This is a genomic window from Stenotrophomonas sp. JAI102 (assembly GCF_013409105.1).
Lineage (GTDB): Bacteria > Pseudomonadota > Gammaproteobacteria > Xanthomonadales > Xanthomonadaceae > Stenotrophomonas > Stenotrophomonas maltophilia_AA.
The window spans coordinates 205,234-231,408 of record NZ_JACCCI010000002.1 but is presented as its reverse complement, the minus strand read 5'-3'; the positions used below and the strand labels follow the sequence as shown (position 1 = coordinate 231,408).

At 67.5% G+C, this 26,175-nt stretch carries 12 protein-coding genes and 1 tRNA gene; 2 read left to right on the top strand and 11 right to left on the bottom strand.

Annotated elements, in window-relative coordinates:
* Positions 1-26 precede the first annotated feature (26 nt).
* Positions 27-977: a glutathione S-transferase family protein gene (locus HDC96_RS09620; RefSeq protein ID WP_179459808.1), complete on the bottom strand. Its 951-nt coding sequence runs from the start codon at positions 975-977 to the stop codon at positions 27-29.
* Positions 978-1,172: 195 nt separating this feature from the next.
* On the opposite strand from HDC96_RS09620, the gene HDC96_RS09615 reads away from it, so the two are divergent.
* A complete protein-coding gene (locus tag HDC96_RS09615) occupies positions 1,173-1,844 on the top strand; it encodes a VOC family protein (RefSeq protein ID WP_179459807.1) in 672 nt (223 codons plus the stop codon).
* A gap of 64 nt (positions 1,845-1,908) precedes the next feature.
* On the opposite strand, the gene HDC96_RS09610 is transcribed toward HDC96_RS09615, so the two are convergent.
* From HDC96_RS09610 to ubiA, 3 genes are all read right to left on the bottom strand, one after another.
* A complete protein-coding gene (locus HDC96_RS09610; RefSeq protein WP_179459806.1) occupies positions 1,909-2,052 on the bottom strand; it encodes a hypothetical protein in 144 nt (47 codons plus the stop codon).
* Positions 2,053-2,319: 267 nt separating this feature from the next.
* Complete coding sequence (locus HDC96_RS09605) at positions 2,320-3,744, bottom strand: TIGR00366 family protein (RefSeq protein WP_179459805.1); 1,425 nt, start codon at positions 3,742-3,744, stop codon at positions 2,320-2,322.
* A gap of 121 nt (positions 3,745-3,865) precedes the next feature.
* The gene (gene ubiA, locus HDC96_RS09600) at positions 3,866-4,759 is read right to left on the bottom strand and encodes a 4-hydroxybenzoate octaprenyltransferase (RefSeq protein WP_179459804.1); all 894 of its coding nucleotides are present in this window, start codon (positions 4,757-4,759) and stop codon (positions 3,866-3,868) included.
* Between the two features lie 158 nt (positions 4,760-4,917).
* Between ubiA and HDC96_RS09595 the strand changes: the two genes are divergently transcribed.
* Positions 4,918-4,994: transfer RNA gene (locus tag HDC96_RS09595), tRNA-Arg, on the top strand.
* Positions 4,995-5,180: 186 nt separating this feature from the next.
* Here HDC96_RS09595 and HDC96_RS09590 read toward each other — a convergent pair.
* The 7 genes from HDC96_RS09590 to HDC96_RS09560 form a co-directional block, all read right to left on the bottom strand.
* A complete protein-coding gene (locus tag HDC96_RS09590) occupies positions 5,181-5,969 on the bottom strand; it encodes a SapC family protein (RefSeq protein ID WP_179459803.1) in 789 nt (262 codons plus the stop codon).
* A gap of 67 nt (positions 5,970-6,036) precedes the next feature.
* Positions 6,037-7,767 carry a putative porin gene (locus HDC96_RS09585; protein ID WP_179459802.1) on the bottom strand — a complete coding sequence of 577 codons (1,731 nt, stop codon included), beginning with the start codon at positions 7,765-7,767 and terminating at the stop codon, positions 6,037-6,039.
* Positions 7,768-7,817: 50 nt separating this feature from the next.
* Positions 7,818-8,510, bottom strand: a complete 693-nt coding sequence (locus HDC96_RS09580; RefSeq protein ID WP_343203008.1) for an energy transducer TonB — start codon at positions 8,508-8,510, stop codon at positions 7,818-7,820.
* Positions 8,511-8,514: 4 nt separating this feature from the next.
* Positions 8,515-8,928 (bottom strand): biopolymer transporter ExbD, encoded by a 414-nt coding sequence (locus tag HDC96_RS09575; protein ID WP_088433529.1) that lies wholly within the window; start codon positions 8,926-8,928, stop codon positions 8,515-8,517.
* 10 nt (positions 8,929-8,938) lie between these two features.
* Entirely contained in the window at positions 8,939-10,750 is a 1,812-nt protein-coding gene (locus tag HDC96_RS09570) for a DUF2341 domain-containing protein (protein WP_179459801.1), read from the bottom strand.
* A gap of 37 nt (positions 10,751-10,787) precedes the next feature.
* On the bottom strand, positions 10,788-12,416 hold the full coding sequence (locus tag HDC96_RS09565) for a ShlB/FhaC/HecB family hemolysin secretion/activation protein (protein WP_179459800.1): 1,629 nt from the start codon (positions 12,414-12,416) through the stop codon (positions 10,788-10,790).
* A 151-nt stretch (positions 12,417-12,567) separates the two neighbouring features.
* The gene (locus tag HDC96_RS09560) at positions 12,568-26,142 is read right to left on the bottom strand and encodes a filamentous hemagglutinin family protein (RefSeq protein WP_179459799.1); all 13,575 of its coding nucleotides are present in this window, start codon (positions 26,140-26,142) and stop codon (positions 12,568-12,570) included.
* Positions 26,143-26,175 lie beyond the last annotated feature (33 nt).

The following is a 26,175-nucleotide window of genomic DNA, read 5'->3' as shown; positions in this document are numbered from 1 at the left end:
GACGCCGTGATGCCCGGAATGCTGGCTCAGTAAGCCCACTCCGGTCCCACCGGCACGATCCCAGACGGATTGAGATGTCGATGGCTCCCGTAGTAATGGTGCTTGATGTGCTCGAAGTTCACCGTCTCCGCCACCTCGGGAATCGCCATCATCCGCGCCACGAACGCATGCAGGCCAGCGAAGTCCGCAATGCGCCGCACGTTGCACTTGAAGTGCACGTAGTACACCGAGTCAAAGCGGATCAAGGTCGTGAACAGACGGATATCGGCTTCGGTCATGGCATCGCCCACCAGCCACTCGCGTTGCTGAAGGCGCTCGTCCAACCAGATGAGTGAATCGAACAACGGACCAACAGCCTCTTCATAGGCCTTCTGCGTTGAGGCAAAGCCCGCTTGGTACACACCGTTGTTGACAGTGGCATAAACCCGTTCGTTGATCGCATCGATTTCAGCACGCAGCGCCACCGGATAGAAATCACCGGCTTTCGCACCCAGCCCGTCATACGCCGTGTTGAACATCCGGATGATGTCCGCCGATTCATTGCTGACGATCCTGCCGCGCTCGCGATCCCAGAGTACCGGCACGGTCACCTTGCCGGTCATTCCCGGCTTGGCGGCGGCGTACAGTTCATGCAGATAGCGCGCGCCGCGTTCGGGCTCCGGCGTCACCTGCGGGCCGGGCTCAAAGTTCCACCCCTGATCGCCCATGTGCCAGTTGACCACCGACACCGGCACCAGATCTTCCAGACCCTTCAGCGCGCGCACGATCAGCGTGCGATGTGCCCACGGGCAGGCGAGACTCACATACAGGCGGAACCGCCCAGGCGCCGCTTTGACACCAGGCTCGCCATTCGGGCCAGCACTGCCATCGGCGCTCAACCAATCGCGGAAGGTGGATTCCTCGCGCTTGAAATGACCGTCCTTGTCAGCGGCACCCGCGGTACCTTCCTGCCATGTTCCATCGACCAGCATGCCCATCGCGGGAGTACTCCTCTGATAGTGGTGTGTGATGCGCCAGTGGTGCTTCCCGGGTTCTAGAGCGTGTTGTAGCAAACGCATCGACAATGCCCGGTGATGGGCCCTCGCAGCCGGTGCATGGTTCATCGCGTTCATCGCCGAAGTACACGCATCTGCGGCAGAATGTCGATGTATCTACGTGAGACATCCATCATCATGCGTATCCATCAGATCGACCTTCCCGTCTCCGATGTCGCCGCTACCGTGGCGTACTTCCGCGATGAGCTTCAGCTGCCGGTCGAGGGCTCGGCCGTGCGCATCGGCTGGAGCACCCTGCAGCTGCTCCCCGCAGGATCGAACCCGGTCGGCGGTGTGCACCTGGCGTTCAACGTCCCGGCCAATCGATTCGAAGCGGCCACCGACTGGCTGAAAGCACGCGCCACCCTGCAGCGCGATCTGAAGGGCCATGACCACTTCACCTTCGATGGCCGCTGGGATTCCGAGTCGATCTATTTCACCGGGCCGGACGGCCTGATCCTGGAGTTGATCGCACGCCGGCGATTGCCTGCCGGCGAGCGCCAGGGCGAATTCCATGGCAGCGAGATGACCTGCATCAGCGAGGTCGGCCTGCCCGCTGAACACGTGGACGAGGTGCAGGCAAACGCACAGAGCGCCTTCGGGCTGGCGCCGTTGTCACAGCCGACGCCGCACTTCGCACCACTCGGCGATGACGAAGGTCTGTTGATCGTGGTCGATGCCACGCGCCGCTGGTTCCCCGAGCAGAAGGTGCTGCCGAATGCGCGCGGCATCCACGTGGTGCTGCATGACGTGGTGCCTGGCGCGGTTGTCGAAGACGACGCCCTGGGCTGGCACCTGCGCTCTGCCTGAGCCGGCCCGGACGAACGAAGCCCCGCCGGAGCGGGGCTTCAGTTCAAACCACAGCCGGCTGGGCTCACTCTTCCTCGTCCTGCTGGCCGCCCTGCTGCTGGTTCTGGTTGCGCTGCTGCTGTTCCTGCTGCTGTTGCTGCTGCTGGTCGCGACCGCGTTCCTGCTGCTCACCGCGCTGATTCGGGTTCTGCTGATTCTGCTGAGCCATCTCGATTCTCCGGTCGCCGCAGACGGAATGTCGCGGTCGGGGCCATCGTCTGCAGCGGCAGGTTAACGACGTGTGCGGGTTTGCATACGGAAACGTCAACGCGTCCGTTCCAACGTTTCCTGCTGTGCGGGAAACCATGTCGCAGTAAGCGTTTAGCTGCATATGAACGGTTCGAATTCCCTTATGCCACTACGCGCCAACCGGCTTGCCGTGCGACTGAACAGGCCATCCCGGCACCGCCCCGTGCGGATGACGCGCAGATGACGATCACGGCATCACCGGCGGCACGTAGGTCAGCGTCATGCCGAGCAGCCACAGCAGGCCGAGCACCAGCGGGATGTGCACCAGCAACTGGATGAAGGTGAAGCCGACGATGTCGCGCGCCTTCAGGCCGAGCACACCCAGCAGCGGCAGCATCCAGAACGGGTTGATCAGGTTCGGCAGCGCCTCGGCGGCGTTGTAGACCTGCACCGCCCAGCCCAGGTGTGCCTTCAGTTCGTTGGCCGCCTGCATCACGTACGGCGCTTCGATGATCCACTTGCCGCCGCCGGAGGGCACGAAGAAGCCGAGGACGGCCGAGTACACGCCCATCACCAGCGCGAAGGTGTCGGTGGTGGCGATATGCACGAACAGCGTGGACAGGCGATGCGCGAGGGTCTCATCGCCACTGCCGGTGGCGTGGGTGAGGATCATCGCGATGCCGCCATACAGCGGAAACTGGATCAGCACGCCGGTGGTGCTCGGTACCGCCTTGGCCACCGCGTTGAGGAAGCTGCGCGGGCGCCAGTGCAGCAGCAGGCCGAGCGAGATGAACAGGAAGTTGTAGGTGTTGAGGTTGGCGATGGCGGTGACCACCGGCTTGCTGGCGAACTCGCCGAACAGCCAGCCGAACGCGAGCAGCGAGAGCAGCACGGTCAGCAGCGGGCTGTACTCCAGCCACTCGCCGGGGCGGGTGCGCGGCTGCAGCGGCTCGGCCTCGGCGCGGGCGGCGCCTTCGAAGTCCTTGGCGGTGCGCGCGCTGGCAGCACCGGGCGCGGTCAGCCAGGCGATCAGCAGCGACACCAGGATCAGCGCGGACGTCAGGGCGATCGACTGCCACAGGAAGATGGTTTCGGTGAAGGGCAGCACGCCGGTGATCTCGACCAGGCCGGGCGGCATGCTGGCCGGGTTGGCCTGCAGCTGGGCGGCCGAGGAGCTCAGGCCCATCGCCCAGACGGCGCCAAGGCCGAGATAGGCCGAGGCGCCGGCAGCACGGTAGTCCATGTTGAGTGATTCACGGCGGGCCAGCGCGCGCACCAGCAGGCCGCCGAACACCAGCGAGAAGCCCCAGCTCAGCAGCGAGGCGAGCATGCTGATCAGCCCGACGTAGACCACCGCGCCACGGCCGGTCTTGGGGACGCGGGCCAGCAGTTCGATGAAGCGCGCCACGATCGGTGCGGTCGCGACCGCATAGCCGCCGATGACCACGAAGGCCATCTGCATGGTGAAGGGGATCAGGCTCCAGAAGCCCTCGCCGAAGGCGGTGGCGGTGGCCTGCGGGGTCGCGCCGAAGCCCATCGCGGCGGCGGCGACGATGACCACGCCGAGCACCGCGAACACGTAGGCGTCGGGGAACCACTTTTCCGCCCAGGCCGCCGAGCGCAGTGCCGCGCGCGCCATCCAGCCGTCCTGTACCACCGTCGACGTGCTCATCGTCCCGCCCTCCCCGATCATTCAATGGGAGGGATTCTGGGCGTTGGGACCGGCGCTGTCAGTCGCCTGATGGTCGTAGTGCGCCTTACCGGTAGCACCCGACCGTTGGTCGGGCGTCGCCTCAGCGCACCGCCAGCGACACCGCGATGCCGGCGAACAGCGCCGCACCGACCCAGTTGTTGTGCAGGAAGGCCTTGAAGCACGGGTCGCGCTCGCGCTTGCGGGCGATCCAGAACTCGTAGGCGATCAACCCCGCCGCAACGCCTACGCCGACGCCGTAGTGGAACCCCAGCCCGGCCCGCAGGCCGACCAGCGCCATCGTGCCCAGGAACAGCGCGTAGAGAATGCCCTGGATCACCAGGTCCAGATCCCCGAACAGGATCGCGGTGGAATGCGAGCCCATCTTCAGGTCGTCATCGCGGTCGACCATGGCGTACCAGGTGTCATACGCGGTCGACCACAGGATGTTGGCGCCGTACAGCAGCCAGCCGATCACCGGCACCTCGCCCTGCACCGCGGCGAACGCCATCGGGATGCCCCAGCCGAAGGCCATGCCGAGATAGACCTGCGGCAGGTGGGTGTAGCGCTTCAGGTAGGGGTAGCTGGCGGCCAGGAACACGCCGATGAAGCTCATGCCGATGGTGAGCCAGTTCAGGGTCAACACCAGGGCGAAGGCGACGATCATCAGCCCGGCGAACAGGGCCAGCGCCTCGCGGCCGGAGACGGCGCCGCTGGCCAGCGGGCGGTCCTTGGTGCGCTTGACGTGCGGGTCCAGCCAGCGGTCGGCGTAATCGTTGATCACGCAGCCGGCCGAGCGGGTCAGCCAGACGCCGGCGGTGAACACGAACAGCGTCCACAGCGGCGGCAGCCCGCCGGAGGCCAGCCACAGCGCCCACCAGGTGGGCCAGAGCAGCAGCAGGGTGCCGATCGGGCGGTCGGCGCGCATCAGTTTCCAGTAGTGCCGCCAGCGCGACGGGGGCGCCGCCTCGGGCGCCTCAAAACGTTCGTAAGCCATCGGTAAAGGATACCCGCTGGGCTGGCCGGGCGCGCCGTCGCCCGGCGCATCGGTGCGGGGGGCAGACCTGCGCGGCGTTTACGGATAGAATGCTCCTCCCGCGCCGCTTTGGCGGTCCGTGGCCCCATCAGGCGGCCCGGCGGGACGCAGGACACAACGCGCTCGTAGCTCAGCCGGATAGAGTAGTGGCTTCCGAAGCCATTGGTCGGGGGTTCGAATCCCTCCGGGCGCACCATCCTCGCCATCTTCCCTTGCAGGTAGTTCCGCTGCTGCGCGCCTTGGTGCGCTCGGACGGAGTGCCGTGCCGGCTGCCGCGCGCGGACGCACCGGATCGGGTGCCGCACAGGTGACGCCACTCGAAGGGCTGGTCTTCCCACCGGCCTGGAGTGACGGCACCTGCACGGCGCCCCGGTAGAACAGATCAGCCTGTGGCGAGGTCGGCGAAGCGACCCAGCGAAGCCAGGTGGAAATACGCCGGCGCCAGCCAGCCCTGGCGATGCCAGTGCACGAGGGTGGCATCCGGCAGCGCATCCAGGCGCGCAGGATCGACGACATGGAAGCCCTGCAGGCTGTGGCGGCGGCCATCGGCCAGCACCACGTCAGCCTGGCGCTCGATCAGCACGCCGGCCTCGGCCAGCGCGGCACTGAAGGCGCGGGTGGCGATGTCTTCGCGGGTGAAGGCTTCGCAGAACTGCAGGGCGTGACGCGTCATCGCCGAAGGCTGGTCACCCTCGAACAGCGGCTGCCCTTCCTCGCCCTCCTGCACGATCATGTCCGCGTCGGCATCGATGGCCAGCACGTAGCCGTCCGGATCGGTGGTGCGTGCGAACACGAACGGGTAGCGCCGCACGTAGGCGGGAATGTAGGCGCCGGCCTGCCACTGGTCGGCGATGACGAAGCGGTTCTGCTCCGCCTCCAGGCCGAGCACGGCGATCGGCAGATGCTCGGGACCGGCGAAGACCAGCGGATACGCGCGCGAGGCCGCGGCGAATTCCCCGATCATCAGCGGAATCGAGTGACTGCCGGCGGCGAACGCGGCGCCGGTCTGGCGCACGCGCCAGTGGGCATGAAGCTGCGACGACAGCACCACCGGGCGGCGGTAGAGCATGGGCCAGCTGGCCGGTGGCGTGATGCTATCGGCCGCTGCCGAGACGGCGTCGGCATCGACGTCGTCGCCGGCATCCGGCGCGAGGGAAGTGTCGGTGTTCATGGTGAAAATCCAATGTGGGCAGCAAGGGAGGCGGCACGCCGCCTCCAGGAGACAGGCGTTGCGTCGGTCAGAAGCCTGCGTTGACTTCCAGCTGGAAGACGTCGATCGACAACGGGGCGCCGGTGACCTCCTTGGCGGCCATCCAGCGTCCGGTCAGCCACACGTTCCGGTCGAACATGTAAGAGCCGCTCAGGTAGTAGCCCTTGGCATTGGTGCCACCGAGGTGGAAGTTGGAATCGTTGTAGGCATCGGGCAGCGCATCGCCTTCCAGGCGCTTGTAGCCGAGCGCCAGGTTCCAGTCGCCGGTCTGCTTCATCGCCAGCTGGCCGAAGGTCGCCTGCGCCATGTAGGCCATGTCGCCGCTCTGGATGTCCTGCGGCCCGGCCACGCCGTTGGCGGCAGTGCCCAGGTTGGTGACGATGCCGCCCTGCGCGCGTTCCCACATCCGGTTGGGATCGTAGGCCAGGTTCTTGATCGCGTGCCCTTCCAGGCGCAGGGCATTGCCCGCGAACAGCGGCGTTTCCCAGGCCAGATTGAGGTCGAGCAGTTCGAACTCCGAGGCCAGGCCGACGTACTGCGGCATCGGGGTGTTGGCCGGGTCGAGCGGATTGAGCGCGATGTTCCGCAGCAGCATCAGCGTGTTGCCCTTCTGCATGAACGCAGGGCGCGACCAGTCGCTGCTGCAGAAGTCCGCGCCGGCATACAGCGCGCACGGCTGCGAGTACTCGCCGGCGGTGTTGCGGAAATCGTAGTAGCCGACCGCCGCGCGCAGTTTCTGCGCATCGCCGAACTGCCACTCGGCGCCGACCTGCACGCCGTTGAGCCACTTGTTCTCGCTCTTCATCTTGTCCTGGCGGGTGTTCGGGAAGCTGTCGGAGGAGTACTCCAACGGCGTCAGGCCCAGCGTGGCGAACAAGGACAGGCCGTCATCGCCGATCGGCTGCGCGTACTTGAACGCCAGGCCGTCGAAGTTGAGGTCGTTGGAGAACAGCGTGTCGGTGGACCAGTACGGGTTGCCGAAGCGGCCACCGAGGATGTCCAGGCCCGCCACCGGCGTCCACGACAGCCATGCCTGGTCGAGCCAGGCGTCTTTCTTGGCCAGGCCACCGCCCAGCGTCTGCGTGGAGGACACCGGGCCGTTGTCGTTGCCGGTCGCCAGGCGCACGCCGGCACGGGTGTGCTCACCCAGCTCGGCGATCACGCCCAGGCGTGCGCGGATCCGCCAGGAATTGTTGCGGTCCTGGCGGGTGTTGCGCAGCGGTGGCAGATCCAGGTTGGTGTTGCCGTTGACGTCGTATCCGTTGCCGGCGTTGATCCGCGCCCAGTCCACTTCGATGTCGCTGTTGCGCTCGGAATACAGGCGGCTCTCGTTGCGCACGCGCACGTCACCCTGCACGCGCAGGCGCTGGGTCCACTCGGGCACCTGGTCAGGCGCCGCCCAACGCTCGGCCTTGGCCTCGGCCATGACGCTGGCCTTGACCTCTTCGCGGATCTCATCGCGCACGGTCTGCGGGATGTAGGGCACCCGCACGTCGCCGGGCTGCGCGGCGATCGCGGTGGACGCCGGCGCTGCGGGGGCTGCGGCCGCTTCGCGCTGCGCCTCCAGCAACAGCGCCTGGCCGGCCTCGGGCTTGAGCGCGCCGCTGTCCATCAGGCCGCGGATCAGCTTGATCATGGTGCTCTCGCCGCCCGCTGCCTGGGCGTGGGCGCCGCCACTGGCCAGGACCAGGGCGACGCCGGTGGCGATGGCGGTGCTGCGCAGTCCCAGCAGCGCGGAGTGGAGGGTTGAACGGGTCATCGGCTTGCTCGCAGAAAGGAAAGATCAGGGAAGAAGGAAGACAGCGCAGCTCATCCGGCCGGGCGACGGCCCTGCACCAGCACGCGCGCGGGGAAGCTCAACGACGCCGGCGGCCGCTCGTCGATGCGGCCGATCGCACGGATCGCCTGCAGCACCGCTTCATCGGCTTCGGTGTTGCCGCTGCCGCGCGCGAGCTCGACGCGGGTCACCTGCCCGGCCTCGTCCAGCCAGACGTTGACGGTCAGCTGGAAGGCCAGGCGCTGCACCTTGGCGTCGCGTGCCACGGCCTGTTGCAGCACGTAGCCCAGGTAACGGCCGTAGCTCGCATTGCCGGCGCCACCGGCACCGGTACCGCTGCGCCCGCCCCCCGAGCCGGACTGGATGCCGAAGCTGTCGCCGCCGGCCTGCGCGTCGGCATCCATCGTCACCGGGTCGGCGGTGTCGGGCGTCGGCGCTTCTTCGGTGGGCTTGGGCACCTCGTCCAGCGGCTCGGGCTCGGGCATGACCTCTTCAGGGGTCACCACCGGCTCGGGCTCGGGCTCCGGTGGGGGCGGCGGCGGCGGTGGCGGCAACATCACCATCGGGATCTCGGCCACGGGCCGGCGCGTACTGGCGGTGTCCTTGAACAGCAGGTACCAGAGCAGCAATGCCAGGGCCGCCAGGCCGAGGATCAACGCCGCCACGGGCCACCAGCGGCGCCATGCAGGCACGCTGTCACCGCTGCGGGAGTGGAGGGAAGTCACGCCCTCACCCCTGCACTTTGCCGGTGACCAGGCCGACCTGGGTCAGCTCGATCTTCCGCAGCAGGTCGAGCACTTCGACCACGCGCGCGTACTGCACCTGCGCATCGCCGCGCACGATCACCGGGATGTCCGGATTCAGTGCCTTCTCCGTGCGCAGGCGATCCTCCAGCTCGGCCAGGCTGACCGGGTAGGCGTCCAGGAAGATCTGGCCGGCGTTGTCGACGGTGATCGCCTTGGTCTTGGGCTTCTCCAGCGCCATGCTGGAACTGGCCTTCGGCAGGTTGACCTCGATCCCGGGAATGGTGGCGTTGCTGGTGAGGATGAAGATCACCAGCACCACCAGCAGCACGTCCACGAACGGGGTGACGTTGATGCCTTTCTCGCGTTTCTTGATGCCGAACCGCTTTGCCCTGGCCATGGTGGTCTCCTCAGGCCAGCGCCGGGCGCGCTGCGGCGGCCGGTGCGGTGCGGTCGAACTCTTCGGCCAGGCGCGCGGTGAACTCGTCGACGAACACCGACATGTCCGCCGCGATTGCTTCAGCGCGCGAGGCCAGCCAGTTGTAGCCAAACAGCGCCGGGATCGCGACGCCCAGACCGGCCGCCGTACACAGCAGCGCCGCCGCCATGCCCGGGGCCACCGAGTTGATGTCCACCGCGCCGGCCATCGCCGCCACCGCGAACACCAGCATGATGCCGATCACGGTGCCGAACAGGCCGATGTACGGTGCGCCTTCGATCGTGGTGGACAGCCAGTTCATGCGCTTGGACATGCGCTCGGTCTCGCGCGTGACTTCGGCATCCATCGAGGCGCGGATCGAGGTGATCGCCGCGGCAGTGAGGCCGTGGTGGTGTGAGCCGCGGCCATCCATTTCGTCCATGGCGATGCGGTACAGCCGCCACAGCGTGGAGTTGTCGCGGATCTGCGGGGCCAGGCTGCCGGTGCTTTCCAGCGCCTGCAGCGACGCGACCGGTGCACCGGTGACTTTCTTGTACTGGACGGTGAAGGCCTCGTTGGCCTTGGCCACGGTGCCGAAGTAGCGGCTCTTGGCGATCATGATCGCCCACGACAGCAGCAGCATCAGACCGAGCACGATCACCACCACCCACGCGTCGACCGGCATCGCCTTGAGGATGAAACCGAAGTGGCTCACACCCGCCGACTGCTCGTCTTCGCCGAAGGCGATCAGGCGCGATTCGGCACCCTGCGCGGTGGCATCGGCCAGCAGCGCGGTGGCCGGGCGGGCCACCTTGGACACCCGCACTTCATCGATCACACCCAGGAACGGCTGCGCGGCCGGAAGGGCGGCCGCCTCGCCCGCCGCACCCGTGGCGAGCGCATCGCCACCGAGCAGCGCTTCACCGGTGAACGCCGGCAGGCCGGTGGCCAGACGCACCGCTTCGCGACCGGCGATATACAGGATCACCGCATTCTCGGTGCTGGTCACCGCCACGTGCGCCCACTGTCCGGCCACCAGCGCCGGGATCGGCTGGCTGCGCTGGTCGTTGACGCGCACGTAGGGCACGCCGTTGTCGAGGCCGACGATGAAGACGTTGCCGCCCTCGCGGCGGGCGTAGATCGCCTGGTCCGGGCCGAGCTGGTCCGGTTTGATCCAGGCCGAGACGGTCATCGCGCCGTTGGCCGCCACCGCCAGCGACGGCGCACCCGGCAGGTGCAGCGGCGCGCCGGCCAGCTGTGCACCGCGGCCGATGATTGCGCCATCGGCGGGCTTGAACTCACCGGTGAGCGTATTGACGTACGCCGTGGTGTCGCGTGCCTCGGTGCCGCTGTCGGCGAAGTGGTAGACCGCGCTGTAGTCCGGATCGAACACGCGCTGGCCATTGGCCGCTGCCGGTGCGCCGGCGTTGCCGTAGTACATCCAGATCGTCTGCGCCGCGGTGCCGCTGAGCGTGGGCACGTCGACCCAGATCAGGGCCATGCCCAGGGCCGCGTCGTACTGCTCGACCTGGTGGTTGAGCACGGTGTGGCCATCGGCTCCGACGAAGCGCAGGTCGTTGCCGCCTTCGGCGACGCCGTCGAAGGCGAAGTTGCCCGTGTGCAGGCGGATCAGCACGGGCGTACGGCCGAGATTGCCGCCCAGCGCGGCCCCGTTGGGGCTGGCATCGAGCGTGATCGGCTTGCGGTACTTCCAGTCGGCCTGCCACCACGCGGTCTCGGCATGGGCGACGCTGAGCGTGGACAGGCTCAGGCAGAACAACAACAGGGCAAGAAGGCGTTGCATGGACGGTATCTCCGGAAAATGCTTGGGAAAGTCAGGCTCAGTAGCTGGCGCCGACGCTCAGGTGCAGGCGGTTGGCATCTTTGGTCGTGGTCGGGCCGTCGTGCAGCGTCCGGCCGTAGTCGAAGCGGAGGTTGTAGTGCTCGCCGATGCGCAGGCTGCTGCCCACACCGACCGCGCTCATCGCGGCGCTGTCGGCCTGCTCGGGCAGCGGCCGGCGCAGGCCCAGCCAGGCACCGTCGAGGAAGCCGTAGAAGCGCCAGTCCTGCAGGCCCCACAGGCCGAGCGGGCGCGTGCGCCATTCCAGCGTGGCCAGCGCGCCGTAATCGCCGATGCCTTCGGCCGAGCGGTAGCCACGGGTGGTGAACATGCCGCCGGCGGCGAACTGCTCGCCGGAGACCAGCGGCTGGTCGGTCATCTGCGCCGACAGCCGCGCGAACCACTGCGCACCACTCTCCAGCGTGTAGGTGTCGCTCAGCTCCAGCTTGAGCGCGAAGAAGCTGGGATCGGCATACGCGCGCTTCCAGTCGAACTCGTCATCCGTGCTGCCGTAGCCGAACAGGCTGCGCGCACCGAACACCGCCTGCACGCCGACGTTGAGCTGGTGCCTGGTGCCCTGGCGGAAGCCGCTGTAGGCCACGGTCACCGGCGCGTACTTGAGCGGGGCGAAGTCCGAGGCCTGGCCGACCATCGCCACCGATTCGTCCAGGTCCTTGAAGTCGACACCGGCCGAGAGTTGATGCCACCAGGCGCCCGTCATCGGGAAGGTGTGGCTGAGCTTGACGCCGACCGCGTGGCCCTTGCCGGTGACATTGGTCTGGCCGGTGGACACCACGTTGCTGTCGGAGCGATAGCCGGAGAAATCCAGCATCCAGTCCGGGCTGCCCAGCGGCAGACCGTAGGCACCGGACCACACGTTGGCCTGGTCCAGGTCCTGCGGCGCGGCGAAGAACGTCAGCGAGGCGGTGTGCTCGCGCTGCCAGAGGTTGTCGTGGCCAACGGTGAGGATGCTGCGCAGCGGCTCGGTGTCCACGCTGTGGTCGTTGTTGAGCGTGGCGCTGTAGCGCCAGGGTGATTTGTCATCGACCTTGAGCTCCACATCCATCGTGCCGTCGGCGGCGCCGGGCTTGACCAGCGGCACCACCTGGCGCTTGCCGCCACGGTTGAGCTCGGTCAGCTGCGCCTGCGCGCGTTCGAAGTCCGGCACGGCGCCGGCCTGCAGCGCCGGCACGCGCTCGGCCAGACGTGCAGGATCGTTGTGCTCGGCGCCGACCACCTTGACCTGGCCGATGCGGGTCTCGGTGACCTGCAGGATCACCACGCCACCGCTGACCTGCTGCTCGGGCAGATCCACATACACCGACTGGTAGCCCTTGCCCTGGTAGACCGACTGCAGCGCCGCGCGCGCCGCTTCGACATCCTGCAGGGTGCGGTCCGGGCCGAGATGCGGGGAGACCGCCTGCTCGATGTCGCGCGCGCCGAGCACGGTGTTGCCGCGTACGAGGTACTCGTTGATGTTGACGCGGGCAGCCGGGGCCGCCGCGGCCGTCATCGGGGCGGCGACGGCGTCGGCATCGGCAGGCGCCGTCTGCGCGTTGGCCAGCGAAATCGCGCAGAGCAGGCCCAGTGGCAGGGATGCCCGTGCCAGCGCCGGGGAGATTGAAGACATCAGTGGCTTCTCAATGCGGAAAGGGAGTCAGATGCGCAGGAGGTGAGCGTGCGCAACGGCGGTAACAGCGCCGTTGCACCGGCAAGGCAGTTGCGTGCGCGCGCATGGCGTTGGCCATGCGCGCTGGCCAAGGGCAGGAAAGACATCGTCATCACTGTCGCTTCGTCGTCGCAGCGTCGAGGCGGGCGCGCTGCTCGGTGCTCAGCTCGCCCATGCCGACCACCTGCACCACGCTGTCCGGGTCGTAGCGGTCCTCGTGCTTCGGCGGTGCCACGCTGCTGGTTTCGCTGCCGAAGCCCAGCACCTGCACGCTGATCGTGGAGGGGCGGGTCTGCTGGGTCTGGCGCTTGACCATCTCCTGCGCGGCCTGCACCGCGGTGTTCGCCGCCGCGCTGGCCGAGGTCAACGCACTGACGTTGACCGCCGCGACCACCGGAATGCCCACTGCCTTGCCCTGCACCTGGATGTTGTCGGCGTTGAGCACCTGCAGCGCGGCCAGGTTGACGTTGCCCGAGACGCGGATGCCGGCCTCGCCCGCATCGATGGTGCCCAGCGGCGCGATCAGGTCGATGTCGCCCGGCGCGATCTCCGGAATCGGGTTGAGGGTGGCGATGCCGGCGCCGGTGCTGGGTGCATTCGGCGACAGGGTCACGTTGCCCACGGTGTCGTAGGCGCGGCGCTGCGGGGTATACACCACGGTGGTCTTGCTGCCGCGACCGGCGTTGATGTCACCCTGCGCCGACCACCCCAGGATGTTGCCGCCGAAGGTGGTGAAGATGCGGCTCTGGCCCATCAGGATGCTGTCGCGGGCGTAGATGGCGATATCGCCCTCGCCCTGCGTCATGACACCCGAGCCCGGTCCCGGCACGAAACCACCGTCGATGCCCACCAAGGTGCGGCCGCCGGGCGTCATGATCTGGATGTCACCGCCGAACTGGGTGTGGATGCCGGCATCCAGCACTTCGTAGTACGCCACCCCGTAGCTCGGGCTGCCCATGGCCAGCCACTCTTCCTTGCTGATGTACGTCTTGCCCGGCGTCGGGCGATCCTTGCCGATGCCATTCGTGCTGACGTACTCATCGATGTACTGCGCACTGCTGAACAGCGTGAGATCACCTTGGTAGCGCCCTGCGGTGTCTGCCCCCTCCGAACCCGGCAGGAGCGTGGCGATCGCCTCGCGGCCACGGATATAGCTGCCGAAGCGCCTGCCATCGGCGTCGTTGTACTCGCGACCGGCCGCCTTGAGTTCGGCGTAGTAGACGTTGCGCAGGAAGGCGCGCTGCTGCTCGGCCGGCAACCCATCGAAGAAGGCGCGCGCATCCATCGTGGCGGGATCGAACGTCACGCCCAGCCGGTTGATGCCGCCGAAGCGATCACTCAACCAATTGACCAGGTGCAGTTGGCTTTCCAGTCGATACTCACGAGCCAGCGAGCGGTTGGCCGCGCTGCCGCCCTCGGCGAGCGCTGCGTGCCGAACCTGCTCCAGCTCACTCTGCTTGGTGGCCAGGTAAGCGGCCGCACCTGCCTCATCGCCGCTGTACCCGAACTCTTCCCGCAGCCATCCGGCAAGCGACAGTTCCCCGTTGTAGAGGGTCACCGCCTTGCCGGTCTGGTCGGCCAGCGGGCGGTCAGGGTCGGCGAGATTGGCGGCATCCAGATAACGATCCGCGAATCCGTTCCAGTCCGCACCTGCGCCCATTCCGGCCGCCACCACGATGCTGGCACCGTTGCTGCGGTCGCCCGGCTTTACGTCGACCACCGCCCCCAGCGATTTGATCTCGCCCTTGTCGGCCAGATACACGTTGCGGCCGGCGGTGACTTCCAGCAGGCCAGGGCCGGCGACATAGAAGCTGCTGGCGCGGATATCACGGCCGGCCTCCACCACCGAAATGTCATCGGCATGACCGTGGACGATCAGGTTGCCATGGCCCTCGCCCACGGTGTCCTTCTGGCCGAGACGGGTGCCGCTGTCGGTGATGTCACGGCCAGCGCGTACGGCAACGGGAATCGAGCCGTCGTAGCGGATGCCGTCTCGTCCCTGGAAGCCGAGCGCGGCCACCTGGCCCATACGCAGGCCGACGATGTCGCCCTCCACGGCGTAGTAGCGGGCGGACTGCTGGCCCACCCCTGCATGGCTGGACGTGGCCTGGCTGCCGAAGTTCAGCAGGGATGCGTTGCTCAGGCGTCCATTGCCATCGCGGATCCAGTCATTGAAGCCGACATTGGCGGGGACTGCGTTGTATACCTGCACAGGATCGCTGCCGTACTGGCCGCCACCGGTCTGCGCGGTGATGCCCAGGAAAGCCGGACGGAACGGACTGCTCAACCCCGCCGGATCCGCGGTGGAGGCGGTGATCGCGTAGCCGCCGGCATAGATCGACCCAGCGGCAAGCAGACTCAGCTCACCGGTGCCGGTGACGTTGGTGAACTGGCTGCCCTGCGGTGAAGGCGCCAACGTGAGGCCACGCAGGATGCGCAGTGGCGTGGTGCCGAAGTTGTTGCGCAACGTGGCGGTGCCGACGCCGTAGTACATGCTGCCGTTGGCGGCCGCGGCCCGCAGGATGGACGGATAGAAGCTGCCATCGTAGGTGCCCGATGCGTTTCCGCCGCGGCGGCCAATCGCCACATCTTCACTCGGCCCGCCTTCGGCCCAGTCCGTGGTCGGTGTCAGGTTGCCACCGGCACTGAACAGCTCGACGCTGGTCGCCGGCGTCCACAGCGAAAACGCACTCCAGCCAAGGCCAGCGTGGTACTGCCCGTCGTAGCTGAACGGGGTGGAATTGAGCAGCTTGGTACGGCCCGCATCGGCGACGCCGCCCAGCACGAGGTCACCGCGCGTATCCAGCTTCGCTGCTGCATCGCCAAGGACCAGCACCGGGCCACCCCCAGCGTAGGCACGGCCGGCACTGAACGGATCGCCGCCGCGCGAGTCGAGGTGGTCGGCCACGCCGTACCGCAACTCGAGCCCGCCGAGTGCGCCGGCCTCCACCCGCAGCGCGCCGCGCAGGTTGACCAGGGTGCTGTTGAGATCGTGATCGTTCTGGCGGAGGCCGGCGTTGGGATTGAGGCTGCCGCCCAGCCGCAGATCGAGATCGCCACCACCGGTCAACATCAGTTCGCCCGCGGCGTTCATGCGCCCGGTGCTTGCCACGGCCAGGTTCAGACCCTGGCTGCGCGGTGCGAAGTTCGGCTGGCCGATCGCCCCGGTGGCATTCTCCGTGGCATCGCCGCGTGCCGCCATGATGCCGGCATTGCCACGCGCCTCGACCACCAGATTGCCACCGCCGAGTGTGCCTACACCGGTGAAGCCGACCAGATAGGGCTCGTTGACGAACAGCTCGCGCTCATACGGGTAGTAGCTGCCATCCACCTTTCCGGCCACGTAGGTGCCGAAGTTGATCCACCACGCCGCAGGCGTACCGTCGGCGCCGGGGGTGACGCTGCCGGTGCCCTGCCGCCACAGCCAGTTGGCTACTGACACCGTGCCGATCTGCGAACGCACCATGCCCAGCGGAAGGTCAGGCCGGATGTCGCCGCCGGACCCCACCAGATCCCCCTGGATGTCGCCACCGGCGCGCAGCAGCACGTTGCCACCCTGGTCCGGATACCAGGCGCTGTAGAGGCTCTGCGCGCCGCCATCGACCAGATGCTGGTACGGCATGCCCTCCTTCTTCCACAGAAGACTGCCATCGGTGAGCAGGCCACGCGGCAGGTTGTAGGGATCACGGCCATCGCGGGTCATCGTGGCCGCCGATGCGGTGCCGGCGGTGTAGACGCCGTACAGCGAGCGCATCTGCAGATCGCCGCCGGACACCAGGTCAAGATCCCCGGTACCGGTGCGCAATACACTGAACAGCTGCTCGCGTGCGGGGCGGGCAAGATTTTCGTAATCCGGCGCCGTACCCTCGCTTTCCTGCGCGATGGTATCGCCCAGTCCCCAGTCATTGAGCTCCAGCGGAGTCTCGCCGATGAACCCCCATTGGAACAGGATATCCAGGTCCTCCTGCGCGATGATCGCGCCGGGCACCAGCGCGAATGGCATGCCCATCAATTCCCAGTTCGCCACATCCAGATTCTCGGACCAGCGGTAGATCGCCGGCGAGCCGGTGCCGGGGATCGGGCTGAGCTCACTGCCCATGCCGTAATGGCTGTCACCCAGACGCAGTGTGCCGGTCCCGTTGACAGCAACGGCACGATTGTCGGCAGCGTCCAGATCGGCGCCGGCCACCAGACGGAGGTCGAACGAGCGCGAGCCGGCGGGCAGCATCGGGGCCAATGCCCAGGTGCGGCCCTGGTTGCCATCCGCATCGGCCGGGCGCAGATTCACCATCTCCGCTCCGCCGGGCAGCTTGACCTGGGTTTCGGAGGGAAGGATCGCGCCCTTGGCCAGCAGCAGCGGCTGCGCCAGTTGCATGCCCACCGGCAACGTCGCGCCCGCCGGCCAGATGCCTGCTGCGACGCGCGCATCCGCCGGCAGCTGGAATCCGGCCTCCAGGCGGGTGCCCGCCGGCAGGGTCACCGCTGCGGTTACAACACTGCCGGCCGCATGCAGTACCGCGCCATCGGCGTCGCGGATGGCTGCGCCGAGTACCACGCCCGGTGCGAGCAACAGCGGTCCGTCCAGCACCATGGTCGATGGCAGCACCACCCCTGCGGGCAAGGTCATCGCAGCGGCGGGCACGTCAAAGTTCAGTACACGGCCAAGCTGGAAGCTGGTGCCGGTATCCAGCGTCACCACGCCGCCGTGCGGAATGACCACTTCGCCGCCGAAGGGCAGGCGCCCCTGCGCCAGGACCCAGCCGCGATCATCCGGCGTGGTCCCCAGGGTTAGGCGCGAGCCGTCGAATCCATCGCTGATGCTGCCAAACACCTCCAGGTCACCCGCAGCACGCAGCACCAGTGCGCCGGCTTCCCCGGAGCCGTACACCGCGCTCTTCTGCGTGGCAGGATTCAGGCTGGCGTAGCGATGCCCTGACAGATCGATGTCGCCATCGATGTGCAGATCACCGTCGGCATTGCGCGAGGGATCGCCACTGGTGGCGATCTCCACGCCGGGGCGCAGGTGGAACTGGTCCCCGTACGCGCGAAGCCCGGCCAGCTTGCCATCGATCAAGCCCGGGTTGGCCAGCGCGTTGTCGATGAACGCAACGCTGTCGGCGTGCTTTCCGTCCAGGTAGGCCTGGTCGATCATCTGGTAGGTGCGCCCGTCACTGGTCGTGTCGGTGCCGATGGCTGCGTCGTCGTAGCGCTGGAAGGCGTTGACGGTGACCGACCGGGCGCCGTCGATACGGATCGGCGCGCCTGCATCGATGGCGATGTCGTTACCGCGTGCACCGCCCAGGCGCGGCGCATTCAATGCGACGCTGCCGAAGCTCTGCTCCGCGCCGGTGACGCCCAGGTCCAGCCGTGCGCCACCGGCGATCGACAGCACGCCTTGGCCCGAGTCGATCTCGATCACCGCACGGTTGGGCGCATCGATGGCCTGACCGTAACTATCCCTGCGCAACACGCTGGCATGCGCATCGAGCATGGCGCTGCCGGCGAGCGTGACGCCCTGCGAGGCCGCCAGGCGGATGCTGCCGACCTGCTCGCCACTGGCATCGATACGCCCATTGACACGCAGGTGTCCGTTATCCACGGAGACGTTGATCTCACGCGCCTTAAGCTCGTCGCCGATGACCAGATCGCCCTGTTTGAGCTGGATACTGCGGCCGCCGAAGAACTGCCCCTGGTTGAGGCGCGTGTTGAGGCTCGCGACGTCGCCGATGTGCTGTGCACGCAGGTCCAGATAGCCGCTGGCGTACGGCACCCAGGTTCCGCCGGCATCGTAGCGGCCACTGCCGCCACCGCTGAGATGGCCGTCCAGCATGACGGTGCCGGCGGCTGCATCGAGGGCGAACGCATTAAGCCGGCCGGCGCGGTTGTTGACCGCGGAGACATCGATACTGGAACCGGCTGCCTGCCGGATGTTGCCGCCGTAGCTCTCGAGAGTGACATCGCCACCCCAGCTGTAGCGGCTGACGTCGAAGAAATCGATCCTGCGTCCGGCAAGATCCAGCTGCGCGCCGGCATCCAGGATGACGTCGCGCTGCGCGGTGAGCGACAGCTTTCCGCTGGGCAGCAGCACGGCGGTATCCAGGGTCGCCCCTGCACCGGCATCGAGCGAAAGCTCGGCACCGAGCGCATCGGTCAGCGCCGCATTGTCGACGGGCGTACGGATGCTGGCCTGCGGCGCGCTGACGGAAATGTTGCCGCCCGCGCTGATGTGGTTCACTGAGCCTGCGTGGCCGGTGAGCAGCGGCGTACTGATCCGCAGATCACCGCCGGTGTAGCCGAACGCCTGTTGCTGGGCGTCCCAGTCACCCTGTGCCTGGTGCACCGCCAGGCTGCCCTGGTGATTGGCGGTGACCCGCTCGCTGGCATTGAGCGCCACCGTGGCGAAGCCCACGGTACGGCGGTCGTGCGAGGCCACCGTGTTGGGCTGGCTCTGCTCTGCATAGCCGAACACGATCTGTCGCGCATCGATCTGCAGTTGGCCGCTGCCCGTGCCGGCCCCTCCGGCCACCACGGCACCTGCCGGGGCAGCGCTGCCATTCCAGACCAGCGAATCGGTCTGGATGCGCGCGATGTCATCGGCACTGCCGAAACCATGGATCGCCGGCGTCGTAAGCACCAGTTCGCCCAGCGTGGACTTGCCGGCGCCGTCGAGCGTGGAGAGCTGCACCGTTTCGTAGAAGTTGACCGAATCGGCCGCCGTCAGCACCAGCCGCTCCAGCGCCGGTGCGCCCGTACTGGCATCGCCACGCAGCAGACGGTCCAGCACCTGCTGGTTCAGGGTCAGCCCCGGCGGCAACAGGCCCTCGGCCCCCAGCCTTGCCAGCGCGTCGGTGCTGCCAACGTTGATGCTGCCCACCGCCAGCACCAGATTGCGCGCGCCATAACGCGCGGATTCGGCCAGCTCGAACCGGGCAGTCGTTGCGGCGGTGAGCGTGCCACCGGCGTACAGCGCAGCGCTGCCGGTGCAGTCTCCCCCCATGGCGCACACACCGATGCGGATGTCACCCTGGCCCGACGCAGGGTCATTGCTAAGCGTGGGGGCCAGCATGTCCAGCCAGCCATTGGACACGGCCAGCACGGAGGCCTGGCCCGGGTCGAACATGTAACCGGCACGGGAATCCCATGCTGCGTCGCCGCGACCCAGGGTGGTGATGGTCGCGCCCTGCTCCAGCGTGATGCCGCCCTCCTTCTTGCCGGTCACCAGGAATACCTGTGCGGCGGCAAGCTCCGCAGCATCGCGCATCACGATGCTGCGGGCGGCGTTGTACACGTTGCCAAAACCCACTTTGTAGGCGTTCTGGGTGATACGGTTGAGCTGGAACAGCGAGGTCGGTCTGCCGCCGATGGTGACCGTGTTTGCGCCGACCGCGTTGATCGAATCGGCATGCAGCGACAGACCATCGAAGCCGGTCGTCGGCGACTGGCCCGGCCCCAGCAGTTCGATTGCCTGCGCGTTGCCCAATACGACCAGCTCGCTGCCGAAGCCGCCCGTGGCAGCCGCCTGGGCGACCGTGCCCGGTGCGATCGTCACCCCGGGCGCCTCGATCGGCCGCATGCCCAGGTCCAGCGTCAGTCGACCGGCATCGCGTTCCAGGCGGGGGCGCGGTGCGCCATCGCGCAGCGCCCAGTCCAGCCCGAACTGCGCGTAGCTGGTTTCGTTGTACTGCGAGTACTGCCGCAGCGTGTCCGCCGACGTCACGATGACCTGCGCGTTGACCGAATCCTGGATCTGCGTATTGGCGGTGCTGAAGCGCGCCGACGTGGTCCAGGAGCCATTGCGCATGGCCGTGCTGGCACCGAAGCGCGCCTGGCTCTCGGCCAGGCCGTTGACCTCCACACGGAAAGCACCCGGCATCAGGGCATACGTGGACGGCAACAACGTATAGACGCCGGCGGGCAACCCGGGCACGCCGTCGCCGATGTGGATCTGACGACCGATCCCCGGATCGCCGGCACCCTTTTCGGCCGCGATCGGCGCCGCCCCTGGCTGAGCACCAGGCAGGATCGCGTAGACCGGATTGGTGGACAGCCCGGGCAGCACGAAGCCTTCTCCATGGGGCGCGATCTGTACCAGCGGGTGCAGGCGTGCGTCGGTGGAACCGCCACGGCCACTCAGGAATGCCGCGCCGCTCAGTTCGCCGCCACCGGAGAGGTCGATCACCGCCCCCGCGTCCACCACGATCTGCTCGCCGCGCAGGGTGACACCGCCCAACTCGGCGCCGTCGCCGCCAATGCCTTTGTAGACGGCATCGATGCCGTCGTAGACATAGGTGAGGCCATCCTTGGTGCCGCCATAGGGCAGCCTCAGCCCAGCGCCGCTGGTGGAGCTGATGCTGCCCGGCTGCAGGTGCACCCGGGTGCCGGTGGCGATGGGACTGTACTCGGACTGGCCAAGAATCAGGCTGCCCAACGGCGCGCGCAGTACGCCGCCCTGTTCGATGTTTGCCGACATCAACTGCAGGCTGCCGAAGGCGCTCAGTGGCATCGCCGGGTCGGCACCCGCTGTCCGCTCTATACGCAGGTAGCGGTCCGGATCATATGCAACCGTGAATTGTCCGTCCGTGTCGACACGGCCCATCTTGCCCGCGCGGATCTCCGTGATCGCGTTGGTTGCCGGGTAGATCTGGCTGGCGGCCAGCACCAGATTGCCGATGGTATCGAGCGAGGTGCGATCGCGGACTTTCGACTTGAGCAGGCGCAGATCACCTTCGCTGCGCAGTTCCACCGTATCGAACCCGTCACGCTGCACTTCGATCTTGCCCGTGACCTGCGACAACTGGCCGGAGGTGCCGAAGGCCACGCTCTCTAAGATGTCCAGCGTGCCGGCGTCCACCCGCAGATAGGCGTCGTCGAGGACCAGCGGCAGACGGGTGATCTCCGGCAGCGGCAGCGTATGGTGATCCTTGCCGGTACGGGTACTGCCGGCCAGCCGGACATAGGGTGCGGCCAGCGTTACCTGGGCGCCGGGCGTGCTGTGCTCGGCAAGGCTGAGCGAGTTGCTGGTCAAGCGCAGGCTGTTGCCGAGCGCCAGGTCGACCTGGTCCTGGAAGCTGAGCACGCCGCTGACCAGCACACCCAGGGAGTCGAAGCCGCCGGCCTGCACCTGGTCGACCCCGAACGCCGCCTGACCGTACTGCAGGGATGGATCGGCCTGGCCCGGCTTCAGGTCGGCGGCCAGGCCGGAGCCGGCATGTGCCTGTGCCACGACCAGCTCGCGAAGCGAACGCACCCGCGCATCAGGGTTGGCTGTGTTCGGATAGTTCGGCGTCTCCAGCGTCAGCGACAGCGTGCCGCCCGCTGCGCCCTCGCCACCTGCCGCCGCACGCATCGCGCCATCCACGAACAAGCCGTTGAAACTGGCCAGATGCACTACGCCGCCGTCACTTGCCAGGGGGGTGGCACCCAGCTGCGGCAGGTCCAGAGTAGTCGCAGCGCCGGAGGCGTCCAGAAGGGCCCCGGGACGCACCACGACGAAGGCGTCCACGCCATCAGCGACCGTGGCATCGGGATCGTATCGGCCACCGATCTGGATACGCCCGCCGTCGGTCACGTGGCCGAACCGCTGCCCGGCTGCGTCGATCGCCGCATGGGCGGCACCGGACACGTCGAGCACGGCGTGTTCACCGATCCAGAACGAGCGATCGTGGCCCTGCGACGACGCACCCACCTCGCCGAAGCCGTGGTCCAGCAGGTTGATCTGGCCTGCCTTGGCCTGCAGGGTGCCATCCACCGACATCTGCCCGCCGGTGGTCAGGCCGATGCTGCGACCGCTGTCGACCTGCAGGTGCGCGCCGCGCCCGATCGACAACGTGGCGATGGAATCGACACCATACCCAGCTGTCAGCTGGAGGTCCGCGCCAAGGCGCTGCGACAACGTGCCCTTGGCAACGTCGGCCGTGAACTCCGGCGCCAACCAGCTCTGCAGTGCGTCTTCCGGCTCACTGCCCGTGGACAGGCCACGGGCCAGCAGCGGATCCAACCGCAGCACCGGCATGGTTACGCGGAGATCGGCATCCGGAGCCACCGCCAGACTCTGGTGGCCGGTCACCTCGTAGCGCGAGAAGCCGCGGTCGAACACCTCCGCATCCAGCTGGGAGGGACGGGCCACGGCGACATCGTGCGCCAGGACGTTACCGGCGCCGATACGGGTGCCCGCAGGCAAGAGCAGGTCGGTGGCCGCGATCGTGCCAGCGCGGATCATGGCCGCGCTTGGCTGGACACCGATGCCGCGTGGGAATGCGTCGCCCGGCACCACGTAGTTGACCGGGAATCCGCCCAGATTGGTGGTGATCTGATTGATTACCGTACCTGCGGGCAGCACGACCGGCGCGGACCAGAAGCTCACCGAATAGGCCAACCCGGTGCTGGTACGCACAACGTAGCTGTCATTGCTGCCCAACGGCTTGGGCAGCGTCCATGGCGCCTGCAGGGTCAAGTGGGACGCTGGATTGGCCGGATTCACCACGGGCTGGGCGCCGATGGATTCCCCTGCGCTGGCTTGCACACGGGTGTAGTGATAGTCCACCGGCAGGACGCTGCCGGCAGTGATCTGGATGCCCTCGGCCGCAATCAGGTCGACCGGGGAGGCCTCACCGGCCCGCAGGACGCCGTCGCTCCCGGCCACATGGCCGCCGATGACCACGGAATCACCCGTCTGCAGGCGCAACGTGCCGCCGCCCTTGACGCCATGACCGCGCAATTCGCCATCCAGCGTCAGTTGACCGGCCGGAGCTGCAATGGTGCCTACGGCGAAGCGACCGTTGGCAATGACCGACACGTCGCCGCCGCGGCCACCCTCCAGCGCATCGTCCGCCTTGAGCGTGGCACCGGAGGAAACATCCAGGCGCGCGCCACGCGATACCACGACATCATCGCTGCCGTGCAGCGTGATGGTGCCGCCGTCGATGAAGGGCAATCCAGCAATCCCCTCCGGGGTGGCCTGCAGGTTGTTCCAGATACCCCGCGCGTCAAGCAGCACGCCCTCGCCCAGGGCGGTGCGCGCGCGGGTGCCGGTGCGCGGCGCAGCGATCGGGCTGTCCAACCAACCATTGGAGGTCGTCCACTGCGACACCTGGTCACCCAGCGCGATCGACCCGCCCCGTGCCACCAGATCCGCATCGACCTGTACATCGACAGCGTGCAGCCCGATCCCGCCGCCCACAGCGACCTGTATCGCGTCTTCCATGTTCACGCTGTCGCGGGCGAATACCTGCAGGCTGCCCAATGCAAGTTCATTGAGCCAGGCCGCATCCAGGTGCACCCCTGCCGGTACAGGGGTCGTCTCGCTGGCGTCCCGATCCGGAGCCGCACCACCGATGGTCACCTGAGAGGTGATGGCCGAGGGCGAGTACTTCAGACCCCGGGTGCTTTTGTCATTGATCGCAGTGAGCTGGCCGATCACCAGCTGGCCATTGCGTGCCACCGCCGTCTGCGCCTGCAGGTAGCCATCCAGGTCCTTTTCGCGCGCGCGGATCTGGCGGTCGCCCTGGAAGGTCGTGGTTTCCACGTCACCGGCGAGTTCTGCCGATTGCGTGGCGATCACCAGCCGACCTGCATCCCGGCCGACCACATAGCCGTTCTCCAGCCGCTGCTGGCGACCGATCAACGGGTTGTAGTGGTAGTCGGTGGTGCCCCATCGCGCATGCGTGTCTTCAAAGCCACGATAGACACCGCTGTAGAGCAGGTCGCCGGGGGCCGTCGAAGCGTTGTAGAGCTTGCCGTCGGCGCCCTTGAGATGGGTCTGCTGGATATAGCCGGTCTGGACGTCCAGGGTGCCGCCGGACAAGTTGATGCTGGAGCCCCGCTGCGTCGTCAGGTTGCCGCCGGAGAACTGCACCGTGCCGCCCTGCGCCGACCATTCGCCGATGCCATGCCCGGTGACGCCCAGATAGCCGCCGACTTCCAGCAGGCCACCGGCGGTGTACCAGCGGTCGGTCTCATAGCCATTGGTACCGGCCGGGACCAGGACCAGGTCGCGGCGGTCCAGCCAGATGTTCCTGCTGTTGAGGGACTTGTCATCGCGGTTGACCGATGCATCGCGTTGCTCGTTGCCCTGTACGTTGATCTGGACGTTGTTGGCTTCCATCGCGATCTTGACGCCGACATGACCGGATACGTCAATGCGTGCGCCTTCGGCCACATCGCTGCGGCCCACCGCATCGACCATCACCTGGCCGCCAGTGGCCAGGGTGAGGCTCCCACCATCGATATCGACATCTCCACCACTGATGATCTGGACCAGCGACTGGTCGCGCCGATGCTGGATGCCATCGCCGACATTGACTGCGTCCAGCATCAGCGCCTCGCGCTGTACATCCAGCGCGGTGGTCGCTGTGTCGTCGAGGGCGATCACGGTCAGGCTGCCCGCGCCGAGCGTGACGTTGCCCTCCACGTCGTTGCGCTCGGTCTGCAGGTGGATGGTGCCGCGGGTGTTCACCGATGTGGTCGACACCAGTGCACCCTGCTGGCGCACGTCATGGCCGGCCAGGGTGATGTCACCGGTGGTGGCCTGGATCAGGCCGCTGTTGCTGACCACGCCGCTTGCCGTGCCCACCACGGTATCGTCTGGCACCGGCGAGCGCAGCGTGGTGACCACGTTGCCCCGGGTGGTGGAGGTCTGGTTCTGGTCGGTGCCCATGCCCTTGCGGATCACGAACGCATCGCCTGCAGCCAGCGTGGTCTGGCCGTTGGCGGTGGTGATCTGGCCGTGGTTGTGCACCTGGCGGCCGAGCAGCAGCACGTAGCCCCCCCCTTCGGTGACCGAGGTGGGCACCGCCGTGGTGATCTGCGCGCCCCGCTCCACCACCACGTCACCGGTGGCCGCGCCATGGGCGAAGCTGTTGGTGGTGGTGGTCAGTTCGTTGCCGAAGGTCGGGACGAAGGCATTGCCCTGCGCGTCGCTGTACAGACCTTTGCGGAACTGCGCATCACTGATGTTGACCGCCGAGGCGGCCAGGTTCTTGACGTTGACCTGGCTGCTGCCGTCGAACACCACGCCATTGCGGTTGACCAGCATCACCGTACCCTGGCCCTGGATGCGGCCGAGGATCTGCGACGGGAGCGCGTTGGGATCATTGACCCGGTTGAGCAGCGACCAGCTTGCCTGCTGGTCGAAATCGACCACGGTGTTGCGGCCGACGTTGAAGGTTTCCCAGTTGAGGATGGCCTTGTCGCCGGTCTGGGCGATGCTGACGGTGGTGGTGCCGTCCTTGCTGCTCTGGGTCGGGGCGCTGGCGTTGAACCAGCCGCGCGTCAGGGCGTCGTCATCGATCTTCAGCCCGCCCTCGCCCAGCCCATCGGGCACCTGGCCGGCGCGCAGCCGCGCGGCATCGCGCGCGGTCTGCTGCATGCGCTGCTGCATGGCGATCGCCTGCGCGGCCGTGTTGAGGTTCTCCAGCGAGGTCTTCAGCGTGTCGCGGGCCTGCTGCGCCTGCTGGTCGGTACGGACCAGGTTGGACGGCATGCCGTTCGGCAGGCGGCCGGTCTGCGCGGCGGTCTGCTGCTGCACGCCCTTGTTGGCGAACCATGCCGGGCTGAAGGCCTGCTGCGCGTTGACGCCCGCCGCGACGCCACCGGCCATCAGCAACACCGCGATGGCCTGCGACAGCGCGCGCACCTGCGGCACCTGCGGGGTCGTGCATCCGATCGAACCGCTCTGCTGCTTCACCATCGCTGTCACCCGTCGCAATATCGTTCGCTGATA